This window comes from Lactobacillus sp. IBH004 (assembly GCF_026185255.2).
In the GTDB taxonomy this organism is placed as follows: Bacteria; Bacillota; Bacilli; order Lactobacillales; family Lactobacillaceae; genus Lactobacillus; species Lactobacillus melliventris.
Genome location: NZ_CP110217.2, coordinates 1824849 through 1837303, shown reverse-complemented (window position 1 = coordinate 1837303; position 12455 = coordinate 1824849). Strand labels below are relative to the sequence as shown.

Here is a 12455-nt window from a genome sequence, read left to right as displayed (position 1 = left end):
ATGCAATTAGCAGCCCTGAAACATAGAACAGAAAGCGAAGACTGTTTTGTCATTAGTCAGCACCATGTGCGGATTCGGTTCCATAGTGCCAAAAATGATGTTAAAAAAGTAATAGTTCATTATACTGATAATTATCTTGATACCAAGACTGATAAAACCGTGGCCATGACTAAGGCGGGACAAGGGCAGGTAACTGATTATTGGGTAGCAACTTTGAAAGCTCCTTATCGCCGCCTTAAATATACTTTCGAAGTCATTGGCCAGGATGACAGCCATAAAATTGTTGGAGACCGCGGGATCAAAGATTTTACTGCAGCAAATTTAGCAGCTGACAGCAGCTACTTCAAATTGCCTTACTTGCATGAAATTGATCAAACCAAAACTCCTGACTGGGTTAAAAACACTGTTTGGTATCAGATCTTTCCTGAACGTTTTGCCAATGGTGATAAAAATAATGATCCTCAAGGCACGAAACCCTGGAATCCGCAAGATCATCCCGGACGAGAAGACTTTTACGGGGGCGACTTACAGGGCATTATTGACCATCTGGACTATTTAAAGGAACTGGGCGTTAATGGGTTATACCTGTGTCCGGTCTTTAAGGCCAGTTCCAATCATAAGTATGATACGATAGACTATCTGCAAATTGACCCTGATTTTGGTGACAAGGATTTGTTTGCCAAGTTTGTGAGTGAAGCTCATAAAAGGGGAATGAAAGTAATGCTGGACGCTGTCTTTAATCATTTAGGCGGCCAGTCAATGCAGTGGCAGGATGTAATCAAAAATGGCACTAAGTCGCGGTTTGCATCCTGGTTTCATATTAATCATTTTCCAGTTAAACCATATCAAGGACCTGATGCAGGCGGTCCAAATTATGATACCTTTGCTTTTGAGGGACAAATGCCCAAATTAAATACTGCCAATCCTGCAGTCCAAGATTTTCTGCTGGAAATCGCAACTTATTGGGTAAAATATTTTGATATTGATGCCTGGCGGCTGGATGTTGCTAACGAAGTAGACCATCATTTTTGGCGAAAATTTCATGATGCGCTTACTGCAATTAAGCCGGACTTCTATATTGTAGGTGAAATTTGGCATAGTGCACGGCCTTGGCTCAACGGTGACGAGTTTTCTGCAGTGATGAATTATCCGTATACTTTACAGATTGAGGAACATTTTCTGCACAAAACAAAAACAGCCCAGGAACTAGTTGCGGCTCTTACTGATCAACTAATGATGTACCGCGACTGCACGAATCAGGCCATGATGAATATGCTTGATTCACATGATACCGCCCGTTTACTGACGCTTGCAGGTGAAAATAAAGCGCTGGCTTTGCAAACGCTGACTTTTATGTTCGTGCAGACTGGCAGCCCGTGCATTTATTACGGTACTGAAATGGGAATGACGGGAGGAGAAGATCCCGATTGCCGCAAGCCAATGGACTGGCAAAAAGAGGGCACGCCTTTTTGGTATAAAGTGCAAAAGCTGATTGCTTTTAGAAATAACCATGCTGCTACTTTAGGTAACGGCACAATCAGTCTAAGCGTTACGTCTAGCGGCTTAATCAAAGTTAAGCGAATTGGTGCAGAAAAGATCACTGCTCTTTTTAATACAAGTCCTGATAAGATTGCTGTTGCCACAAACGGCCAGGTAGTATTAAGTCAGAATTTTGCAGCTGGGCAACTTGCCGAGCACGGATTTGTCATTGAACTTGCAAATTAATTTTAAAAACAACTAGTTGGTGCTGGTTGTTTTTTTAAAACATGATTCTGATACCGTTAACAGCGATTTTGCTATTGTCAAATACCCCTTTTTTGCGAATAATGAAAGCGTAAACAAAAACCTCACAAAAGAGGGAGCGAAAGTAAATGAAACGAATTTTTGAGGTTGACCCATGGAAAGTTGCCACACACAAGTTTTCCCCGGTGGATAAAAGGCTGCAGGAAAGCATTACTGCGATTGGCAATGACTATATGGGGATGCGCGGTAATTTTGAGGAAGGATATTCTGGCGATCAACTGCAGGGTACATACTTAGCAGGTGTCTGGTTCCCAGATAAAACGCGAGTAGGCTGGTGGAAAAACGGCTATCCGAAATATTTTGGCAAAACCATTAATGCCCCCAGCTTTATTGGAATTGGCATCACAGTTAATAATGAAAAAATTGACTTAGCCAAGATTAAATTTACAGATTTTTATTTTGAATTAGATATGCATCAAGGTTTGCTTAGCCGCAGTTTTATTTATGAGGGTGCAAATACTAAAATCAAGTTTGAATTTCAGCGTTTTTTACACATTAGGTTAAAAGAAGCGGCTTTAATCACTGTTAAAGCTACTGTACTTGCAGGTCAGGCAGAAATTGAGTTTAATTCAACGCTTGATGGCACAGTTACTAATGAAGACAGTAACTATAATGAACATTTTTGGCTTAGCTGCAATGAGAATGCTGCAAAGCGTTCTATTCAAGTTATAACCAAGCCTAATCCTTACGATGTGCCTCAATTTACGGTTTTATTAAAAGCAGGCCTGAGAAATAATAATCATGTTGTTAAGGGTACTGTTAAAACGGCAAAAGCAAAGTTAAGTGAGAAGTTGGCAGTTACTCTAAATGCTGGAGAAAGTTACACTTTAGAAAAAGATGTGATCGTAATTACCAGTCGTGATGTAGCACCCGAAAAGCAAAGTGATCGTGCGGATGAGTTGATGCAACAATTGCAATCAAAAAGCTTTGCAGAAAATTTGGCTGATCATACTGCGGTTTGGCAAAAGCGTTGGACTAAAAGTGATGTAGTTATTACTGGTAATGATGAAGCGCAGCAGGGTATTCGTTTTAACATTTTACAGCTATTCATGACGTATTACGGTGAAGACAAGAGACTTAATATCGGTCCTAAAGGTTTTACTGGTGAAAAATATGGTGGAGCCACATATTGGGACACAGAGGCTTTTATCTTTCCGATGTATCTATGTATTACTAAGCCGAATGTCACGCGGGCGCTATTACAATACAGACATGATCAACTTGACGGTGCCTATTATAATGCTAGGCAGCAGGGCTTAGCCGGAGCACTTTTCCCAATGGTAACCTTTAACGGGATTGAATGTCATAACGAGTGGGAAATTACTTTTGAAGAAATACACCGTAATGAAGATATTCCCTTTGCAATCAAACAGTATACTAGTTATACGGGAGACGAATCATATGTTAAGAACGAAGGCATGGATGTCCTGGTAGGCACTGCCAGATTTTGGGCTGATCGAGTCCATTATTCTAAATGGCGGCATAAATATGTTATCCACGGAGTAACAGGACCTGATGAATACGACAATAATGTTAATAATAATTGGTTTACCAACATTATGGCGCAATGGGTACTGCAATATACTTTAAAGAGACTGCCACTTGCGGATAAGGCTGCCCAGGAGCGTTTAAATGTAACTAAAGAAGAAAAGGCAAAATGGCAGGACATTATTGAAAATATTTATTTGCCTGAAGATAAAGAACGCGGCATTTTCTTGCAGCAAGATGATTTCTTGGATAAAGATATTAGACCGGCTACAGAAATTCCGCTTGACCAAAGACCAATAAATCAGCACTGGTCTTGGGATAAAATCTTACGGTCACCTTTCATCAAGCAGGCCGATGTATTGCAGGGTATTTATTACTTGGATGACAGGTTTACCAAGGAACAAAAAGAGCGTAACTTTGCATTTTATGAGCCGTTGACGGTGCATGAAAGCTCCCTTTCCGCCTGTATCCATTCAATTTTGGCAGCGGAATTAGGGCGTAAAAAGCAGTCAGTAGAATTTTATGAACGCACGGCACGCCTAGACCTCGATAACTACAATAATGATACGAATGACGGCCTACACATTACTTCGATGAGCGGTTCTTGGCTGGCAATAGTCCAGGGATTTGCTGGCATGCGTTATGATCACAATCAATTGAGATTTAATCCTTTTGTGCCAGATAATTGGGCCGGGTATAGTTTTAAAATTAATTATCGCGGCCGCTTAATTCAGGTGGAAGTGACGCAGCAGGAGACATGTATTACGTTAATTAGCGGACAAGAATTGACAATTTTAGTTAAAGAGCAAAAGGTTACTTTAAAAGAGGGTGAACAAAATTGCTTAAAGGCCTGATTTTTGATTTAGATGGTGTGCTGACAGATTCAGCCAAATTTCACCTGGCAGCGTGGAATAATTTAGCTCAAGAACTGGGAATTAAATTAACCAGCGCGCAGTTAGATTCTCTGCGGGGAATATCACGGATGGATTCTCTTAATTTAATTCTGAAGTATGGCAAGCAGGAAAATAAGTACACTGAGACCCAAAAAGAAGAATTTGCGGCAGAAAAAAATGAAAAGTTTTTAGAGCAGGTTGAAACCATGACGCCAGCTGATATTTTGCCCGGAATTACAGAATTATTAGCAGACGCCAAAAATGCAGGTCTGACAATGTGTATTGCTTCTGCTTCTAAAAATGCCCCCAAAATCTTGAGTAAGCTGGGTATTGCCGCTCAATTTGATCAAATTGTTAATCCCGCTTTGCTGAAACGCGGCAAGCCGGATCCGGAAATTTATCAAAAAGCACAGCAATTATTGCAGCTGCATAATGATGAAGTGATTAGCTTTGAAGATGCGGCTGCCGGTGTTGCGGCAATTAAGGCTGCGCACCAGTTTGCAGTGGGAATTGGAGATAAACAAATACTTAAAGGAGCTGATTATATCGTTAAATCTACAGAAGAATTAAAGCTGAATAAAATTGTGGCTGTATTTAAGAAAAATAATAAGAAGGTAGGTTAAAGATATGGTTGAAGTTGACTTAAACCATATGTGTAAAAAGTATGAAGGCAATGATCACTATTCAGTGAAAGACTTTGATTTACACATTAAAGATAAAGAATTCATTGTTTTTGTCGGCCCCTCAGGTTGCGGTAAATCAACTACTTTAAGAATGATTGCGGGATTAGAGGACATTAGCAAAGGTACTCTTGAAATTGATCATAAGGTAATGAATGATGTGGCACCCAAAGACCGTCACATTGCCATGGTTTTCCAGAACTACGCGCTTTATCCGCACATGTCAATTTACGATAATATGGCGTTCGGCTTGAAACTACGCCATTATCATAAAGATGAGATTGATAAAAGGGTACAAAATGCTGCTAAGATTCTTAATTTGCGTGAATATTTGGATAAAAAGCCGGCAGAACTTTCTGGTGGTCAAAGGCAAAGAGTTGCTCTGGGACGGGCAATAGTGCGGGATGCTCCCATCTTCTTGATGGATGAGCCGCTGTCAAACTTGGATGCGAAACTGCGTGTTTCCATGCGGGCAGAAATTGCCAAGCTGCACCAGAACTTAGGTACAACTACAATTTACGTTACTCATGATCAGACTGAAGCTATGACCTTGGCTGACCGGGTAGTGGTAATGTCAGTTGGTAAAATTGAACAGATTGGGACACCGCAGGAGGTATATAACCACCCAGTTAATCAATTTGTCGCCGGCTTTATCGGTTCACCGCAAATGAATTTCTTTAATGTCCACTATCATGACGGTCAAGTCTCTGATGGCAAGGGTCTTAATCTGGGAATACCTGAAGGCAAGTCAAAACTGCTTAATGAGCAGGGCTATAATGACCGCGACTTGATACTGGGTATTCGGCCAGAAGATATCCACGCAGAAGAAGCCTTTTTAGAAACTTGGCCTGACGCGGTGGTCGAATCTGAAGTCGTTGTTTCTGAACTCTTGGGCGCTACTATTCAGCTTTACCAAAGAGTGGATGAAACTGAGTTTGTAGCTAACATCAATGCCCGGGATATTTATCAACCAGGGCAAAAGGTCAAGATGGGCTTTGATTTAAACAAAGCACACTTTTTCGACAAGGATACAACCTTGGCGGTAGTTAATTAGGGAATAAAATCAGTGACTTCAATTGTCATTGATATAAAAACATGTTGTTTTATATTAGGAGGTAAATAACATGAATATTTGGAAGAAAGTAGCTTTAGGAAGTACAGCAGTTTTAGCTGCAATGTCACTTGCAGCATGTTCTAATGGTAAGTCAGACTCTTCATCAAGCAGCAGTAGTAATCAAAATACTAAGTTGACTTTATGGGTTGATACTAACCAGGTATCATACTACAAGAAAATTGCCAGTGATTTTACTAAATCACATAAGAATATTTCAGTGCGCGTTACGCAAAATCCAACCGGATCAGCTAATGCTAAAACTGATGTGGGCAAGGACCCTTCAAAAGCAGCCGATGTTTTTGAAGCACCAAATGATCAATTAGGTCAACTGGCAGATTCTGGTTATATTAACCCGCTGTCACCAAAAGATAGTAACAATATTAAATCTAATTACATTGACGTTGCGGCTAAAGGTGTAACCTGGAAAGGCAAGATCTATGCTTATCCTTATGCACAACAGGCACAAACAATTTATTACAACAAGTCTAAATTGTCAGCAAGCGATGTAAAAGACTGGAAGACTTTAACTTCAAAGGGAGTTGTAGCAACAGACTTTACTAACGCTTATGTTATGTGGCCGGTATTCTTCTCTGCTGGTACAAAGCTTTATGGTGACAGTGGTGAAGATTTGAAGGGCTCAACCTTTAATTCTGCTAAAGGTGTTAACGCATTGAAGTGGTTTGCAGAGCAAAAGAATAACAAGGGCGTAATGCAGACCTCTAATGCTTTGAACCAATTGAAGAAGGGCAACGCTCAAGCCATCTTGGATGGTCCTTGGAACGCGGCTAACATTAAGAAGATTTTAGGTAAGAACTTTGCTGTTGCTAAGTACCCAATGATTAATGTTGGTGGCAAGAATGTGCAAATGCAGGCCTTTTTGGGAATCGAAGGGTTCGCTGTTAATGCTCATACCAAGAGTCCTAAGGCTGCATCACAATTAGCAGCATTTATTACAGATAAAAAGTCACAATTAATTGCGCACAAAGAAGCTGGTCAAATCCCTGTTCTTAAGGAAGCAGTTAATGACCCAGTAATTAAGAATGATTCAGTTGCTGATGCTGTAATTGAAATGTCTAAACCTGGCAACTCAGTCTTGATGCCGAAATTACCACAAATGTCTGTCTTCTGGAACGATGTTCCTCCTCTAATCAATGGTGCATATGATGGTAAAGTTAAACCTGATCAATATAAAGCACAACTTGATAAATTAGCTAAGCATTCATCAAAGAAATAGTTAATTAAAATACTTAAAGGTTGGACAAGTAGTGCCCAACCTTTTTGTTCAAGAAGAGGAAGAATTATGTTTAGAAAGAAAAAACATGCGGCACCTGAGGCAACCTTTAAGGAAGTATGGTCTAAAGGCAATATTGCTACTAAATTATCATTCTTTTTTATGGGTTCCAATGCTTTGGCAAATAAGCAATGGGTAAAAGGCCTAGCATTATTGCTGGCAGAAGTGGCCTTTATTGCTTGGTTTGTTTTTAGTGGCATATCCGCAATTAGTATGTTGTCAAGTTTGGGACCAATTAAAAGTAAAAAGGTTGTTTATGATAGCGCACAAGGCGTTTATATTACCAAGCAACCTTCAAACTCCGTTTTGATTCTTTTGTTTGGCTTACTGGCAATTATTGTTTGTATTGCAATGGTTTACTTATACATTGTCAATCTGCGCTCTACCAGAAAAAATTATGTGCTCCAGCGGGATGGCAAACACATTTTAACCAATAAAGAAGAACTGGCAAACTTGTTTGATTCTCGTTTGCATGATACTCTGATGACTTTTCCAATCATTGGTATTCTTTGCTTTACCATTTTGCCAACAATCTTTATGATTTCAATGGCGTTTACCAACTATAACCGGCAACACCCAATTGCCTTTTCTTGGACAGGGTTTCAAGCTTTTGGCAATGTCCTTAGTGGTGACCTCTCAGGCACGTTCTTCCCGGTTTTGGGTTGGACACTCGTCTGGGCGGTAGCTGCTACGGCAACAACATTCTTTTTTGGAGTTTTGCTTGCCTTACTGATTGAATCTAAAGGAATAAAACATAAAGGCTTCTGGCGGACAATCTTTGTGATTGTCTGGGCTGTACCTCAGTTTGTTTCTTTGTTAATGATGGCTCAGTTCTTAGATTATCAGGGCGCACTCAACAATATCTTAATGAATATTGGCTGGATTTCTCATCCGCTACATTTTATTGACAGTCAAGCCTCACCTTTGGTAGCACGAATAACGGTTATTATTGTTAATATGTGGATCGGTATTCCAGTTTCAATGCTGGTTTCGACTGCGATTATTCAAAATTTGCCAACCGATCAAATTGAAGCCGCAAAAATCGATGGTGCTAATGCCTTACAGGTATTCAAGTCAATTACTTTTCCACAAATATTATTTGTGATGGCACCTTCTCTTATTCAACAGTTTATTGGTAATATTAATAACTTTAACGTGATCTTCCTGTTAACTGGCGGAGCACCAATGAATAACAAGTATAATGGTGCAGGTTCTACCGACCTGTTGGTAACGTGGCTGTACAACTTAACCTTTGGTCAGGAGCAGCGCTACAATGCGTCAGCGGTCTTGGGTATCCTCATCTTTATTATCAGTGCGGTATTTTCATTAATTGCATACCGCCATACCAATGCTTTTAAGGAGGGCTAAAAATGAAATCATATCAAAATCAAAAACGCCTTTCACTCATTTTTCGTTATCTATTATTAATTATCCTGGCCGTAGTTTGGATTTTACCAATTATCTGGATAATATTAGCCAGTTTTTCCTATAATGATACGGGATTTGTTTCAACTTTTTGGCCTGAAAAATTCACTTTTGACAACTACATTGGTATTTTTACTAATTCACAGTACCCACTAGTCAGCTGGATTATTAACACATTGATTGTTTCTATACTATCAATGATCATTTCTACTTTTTTAACGATTTCGGTTGCTTATGTTTTGTCACGGTTACGCTTTTCGTTTAGAAAGCCGTTCATGCAGATTGCACTGGTCTTGGGCATGTTTCCTGGATTTATGTCAATGATCGCTCTTTATTACATTTTAAAGGGCTTAAACATGTTAAACCTGGGCGGCCTGCTACTGGTATATGTCGGTGGCGCCGGACTAGGATTCTACGTTGCTAAAGGCTTCTTTGACACGGTACCATTTTCAATAGATGAAGCAGCTGAAATTGACGGGGCCACTAAATGGCAAATCTTCATGCACGTTGATTTGCCATTAGCTAAGCCTATGATAGTTTACACTGCTTTAACAGCCTTTATTGGTCCGTGGACTGACTTTATTTTCTCGGGAATTATTTTGTCAACCTCAGGCAATCCTAAAACATACACAATTGCGTACGGACTTTATAACATGGTGCACAACACTAAAGGCAATGCTACCGCGTACTTTGCGGAGTTTGTTGCTGGTTGTGTGATTATCGCTATTCCAATCACGATCTTATTCGTCTTCATGCAGAAGTTTTACGTCAACGGTATTACGGCTGGCGCAGAAAAGGGATAGGACTTAGTAAGAAAAATGCGGCTCACAAGAGTCGCATTTTTTTGTTTGGGCAAAAATAATTTGAGCTAAGATAAGGAAAGTAGGCCATTATCACCACTTGAAGAGAAATGACTTTTAGTAAAGCATAAGAATTGAGCAGGTATGGTCTTCTTGCAGCTATTTAAGGGTTATATGATGACTGAATCTAAAACTGCTGAAATATTGAATGATCAACTAGGTGCAACTATTCATGGTAAGACCACCAAAAAACTTTGGAAATTATTAATTTCAATGAAGCAGATGCAGAACCTAGCAACTAAAATAAGTAATGCTATTAAAGAAACTAATGGTAGACTACCAAAAATGCGACTCACATAAGTCGCATTTTTGGTATTCAAAATCTTCATATAAAAATAGAACAAAAAAGGCTTGCTTCCAACCTATTGCATCAGAACCAAGCCTTGTATGTCATATATAAACTAGTTTATATTGTCTTGTCATAAATGCTTAAAGCTTTTTGCTTTTGTTCATCTGACATTGGAGAAGATGGTGTTAAAGCTACAACGTTATTCGGAATTCCTCTTTGATCGAGAATATATTTGAATAAAGTCATAAATGGGTTAACTATATTTAATAGTTCAGAAGCTTCAGCAATTGTCTTTTGTTCTTTTGCTACTTGCTCATCATTACCAGCCTCATAGTTTCTTAACAAGTCAACACAAACATGACTGTAGAGGTTAGATAATCCGCCAACTACACCTTGACCGCCAGCTTTAACTACATCAATTACATTACCGTCATAACCAGTGTAAACTCTAAATTCAGGGAATTTTGCGTTTACAACTTTGATAGTGTTGAGAGTGTGGTTAACGTCCCCAACAGTATCTTTAATTCCAACAATATTAGAGTTGTCTTTTAATAAAGTTAAGAGAATGTCGGCGTTAACATCATAACCAGTTCTGTCAGGATAATTATAAATTATAATATCGCCTTTAATAGCTTTAGCCATCTTATTATAGAAGGTAATAATACCAGCTCTATCACAAGACATGTAATATGGTCCTACTAGCAAAATGCCATCTGCACCAAGTTCCAGAGCTTTGTTAGCAAATTTAATAGTTAATTGATCATCCATACGATTGGCACCGACTAAAACTTTAGTCCGGTGGTCAATATACTTAATTGCATCTTCTACTAAAGATTGACAAACTTCAAAGGTTTGAGCATAGAATTCTCCACAACTGCCTAAAAGAGCAATTTCTGAAATTCCATCTTCAATCAGGCGGTCATACAGCTTATGCATAGCGTCAAAATCTACAGTACTTTCATCTTTTAAAATGGTCAAAATAGGGCAAATATATTCTTTCTTCATCTTTCTGTTCTCCATTTCTGTATAATAATTTTAACTTCCAATTTTAACTAATATTTAGCCGAAAAACATAAAGGCCACAACTTCATTGATAATAGACACAATCCACATTGTTGGCACCCCATATTTTAGGAAACTCTTAGTATCAACTTTCATGTAATCAAGTCCCCAAATGTTCCAAGACTGTGTAACGTCAGTAGACACTGCAAGTAAACTTGGAATCAGTAACAGTGGTAGTAAGAAATAGTCACTGAATAAATGGGTACCTGAAAGAACTGCAGCAGTAGCCGCACCAGCACCCCAAACGTGTAGAGGACCTCTAAATAGTGCTAACGGAGCTAATACTCCGAATATCAGCGCTAATATTAAGTGGCCATGAGGCAAAATTGCACTGAATAGGGGCTTAAAGTGAACTGCGTCAATTTTGGCGGCTCCTGTAAACATCGTCAGTGCCATTAAGAACATGATTAAACCAGCAATATCTGATATGGCTTTTTTGACAGTATCATTAATGAAATCTACTAATTTCTTATAGTTATTCATTTTTTTAGTCAAAAGCATGGCCAATATTGCAGCCAAAGTAAGTGACGGTACAGCATCCCACTTAAAAAGCATATTCATTGCTACTGGGACAATTGGTACTATATAAGCAATCTTTGAGATTTTTGGTTGCTGATCACTGTTATCAATTTTGGCACCGATAACTGCTAAATTTTCTTGTGCTTTTGCAGGGTCGATTTTTTTACGATTTAAGACTAGCAAAAGTATTACGAATGCCAATTGGATAATCGCTGCTATCCAAGCGAATTTCAGATATTTATTATCATAGGTAACGGATGGAAAGAAAGGCTTTATTTGATTAAATAAAACCACATTAATATACATTGGCGCACCGATAGCTAAACAAAAAGTCGTTAAAGCCAAGTCGCGCGGAATACCTACTGATAGCATAATCGGTAATAAAATTACCCCGATAGCTATAACTGAGCCAACTCCGTATGCACTGATAAAAATAAACGAAGTAACCAATAATACTAAAATTGCCGATAATAAAGGTTTCTTTTTACCAATCCTATTTGTTTCTTCAGAAATAGAAGAAGCTATGCCACTTTCAACTAGTACTCGGCCAAACCAGGAACCAAAGATGATATAAATAATTGTTGGTCCATAACCAAGGACTGGTTCAGTGAATATTTTCTTGATAGCTGTGTCAAAGGGAACAAGTCCAATGATAGCCCACAAGATAGCCATCACAAATAGGCCAATTGTTAAATTGCCGCCCTTTAGTATGAAATAAATAAAAAGGAAAAAGCTGATTAATAGTAAAATCGGAATTATATATGAAACCATAATTTTTCTTCCTTAATTAGCTTAAAAACAGATCTAAATTGATAGTATAAAACTACAAATAAACCGAATAAGTAATTTAGTCAAAGACTTAGCTATTTCACCTATCTTTTTTATTTGCAATAAATATATTTTTTAGGTAAGCGCTTACCTATGTTTAATTCTGATACATTAGGAAGAAAAAAGCAATACTTTTGGGAAAGTTTTTTGCTGATCGCATACACATATACCTTAAAACAGCGATTAAATAGAAACTAATGGAG

General features: G+C 38.6%; 10 protein-coding genes. 8 read left to right on the top strand and 2 right to left on the bottom strand.

Annotated elements, in window-relative coordinates; all coding sequences use genetic code 11:
• The 8 genes from LDX54_RS08985 to LDX54_RS08950 all read left to right on the top strand — a co-directional run bounded on the left by LDX54_RS08985 (position 1) and on the right by LDX54_RS08950 (position 9854).
• On the top strand, positions 1-1725 hold the full coding sequence (locus LDX54_RS08985) for a glycoside hydrolase family 13 protein (protein WP_265667355.1): 1725 nt from the start codon (positions 1-3) through the stop codon (positions 1723-1725).
• Between the two features lie 146 nt (positions 1726-1871).
• On the top strand, positions 1872-4145 hold the full coding sequence (locus LDX54_RS08980) for a glycoside hydrolase family 65 protein (protein ID WP_265667356.1): 2274 nt from the start codon (positions 1872-1874) through the stop codon (positions 4143-4145).
• Positions 4130-4807, top strand: coding sequence for a beta-phosphoglucomutase (gene pgmB, locus LDX54_RS08975; RefSeq protein WP_265667357.1), 678 nt, complete (start codon positions 4130-4132; stop codon positions 4805-4807). Before LDX54_RS08980 ends, pgmB begins: the two co-directional genes overlap by 16 nt.
• A gap of 4 nt (positions 4808-4811) precedes the next feature.
• Entirely contained in the window at positions 4812-5918 is a 1107-nt protein-coding gene (gene ugpC / locus LDX54_RS08970; protein ID WP_045928747.1) for a sn-glycerol-3-phosphate ABC transporter ATP-binding protein UgpC, read from the top strand.
• Between the two features lie 70 nt (positions 5919-5988).
• A complete protein-coding gene (locus tag LDX54_RS08965; protein ID WP_187157095.1) occupies positions 5989-7212 on the top strand; it encodes an extracellular solute-binding protein in 1224 nt (407 codons plus the stop codon).
• Positions 7213-7278: 66 nt separating this feature from the next.
• Entirely contained in the window at positions 7279-8637 is a 1359-nt protein-coding gene (locus LDX54_RS08960; RefSeq protein ID WP_122038130.1) for a sugar ABC transporter permease, read from the top strand.
• Between the two features lie 2 nt (positions 8638-8639).
• Positions 8640-9497: a sugar ABC transporter permease gene (locus LDX54_RS08955; protein ID WP_046325641.1), complete on the top strand. Its 858-nt coding sequence runs from the start codon at positions 8640-8642 to the stop codon at positions 9495-9497.
• A gap of 174 nt (positions 9498-9671) precedes the next feature.
• Positions 9672-9854, top strand: a complete 183-nt coding sequence (locus LDX54_RS08950; protein ID WP_265667358.1) for a hypothetical protein — start codon at positions 9672-9674, stop codon at positions 9852-9854.
• Between the two features lie 106 nt (positions 9855-9960).
• Here the strand turns inward: LDX54_RS08950 and LDX54_RS08945 are convergent, their stop codons facing one another.
• Positions 9961-10848, bottom strand: a complete 888-nt coding sequence (locus LDX54_RS08945) for a dihydrodipicolinate synthase family protein (protein ID WP_265667359.1) — start codon at positions 10846-10848, stop codon at positions 9961-9963.
• A 54-nt stretch (positions 10849-10902) separates the two neighbouring features.
• Positions 10903-12195, bottom strand: coding sequence for a gluconate:proton symporter (locus LDX54_RS08940; protein WP_110446748.1), 1293 nt, complete (start codon positions 12193-12195; stop codon positions 10903-10905).
• Positions 12196-12455: the final 260 nt, after the last annotated feature.

Bases quoted from the DNA above. Each gene is read 5' to 3' on its own strand.
- LDX54_RS08985 (WP_265667355.1), top strand. From the start codon at position 1: ATGCAATTAGCAGCCCTGAAACATAGAACAGAAAGCGAAGACTGTTTT.
- LDX54_RS08980 (WP_265667356.1), top strand. From the start codon at position 1,872: ATGAAACGAATTTTTGAGGTTGACCCATGGAAAGTTGCCACACACAAG.
- ugpC (WP_045928747.1), top strand. From the start codon at position 4,812: ATGGTTGAAGTTGACTTAAACCATATGTGTAAAAAGTATGAAGGCAAT.
- LDX54_RS08965 (WP_187157095.1), top strand. From the start codon at position 5,989: ATGAATATTTGGAAGAAAGTAGCTTTAGGAAGTACAGCAGTTTTAGCT.
- LDX54_RS08960 (WP_122038130.1), top strand. From the start codon at position 7,279: ATGTTTAGAAAGAAAAAACATGCGGCACCTGAGGCAACCTTTAAGGAA.
- LDX54_RS08955 (WP_046325641.1), top strand. From the start codon at position 8,640: ATGAAATCATATCAAAATCAAAAACGCCTTTCACTCATTTTTCGTTAT.
- LDX54_RS08950 (WP_265667358.1), top strand. From the start codon at position 9,672: ATGACTGAATCTAAAACTGCTGAAATATTGAATGATCAACTAGGTGCA.
- LDX54_RS08945 (WP_265667359.1), bottom strand. From the start codon at position 10,848: ATGAAGAAAGAATATATTTGCCCTATTTTGACCATTTTAAAAGATGAA.
- LDX54_RS08940 (WP_110446748.1), bottom strand. From the start codon at position 12,195: ATGGTTTCATATATAATTCCGATTTTACTATTAATCAGCTTTTTCCTT.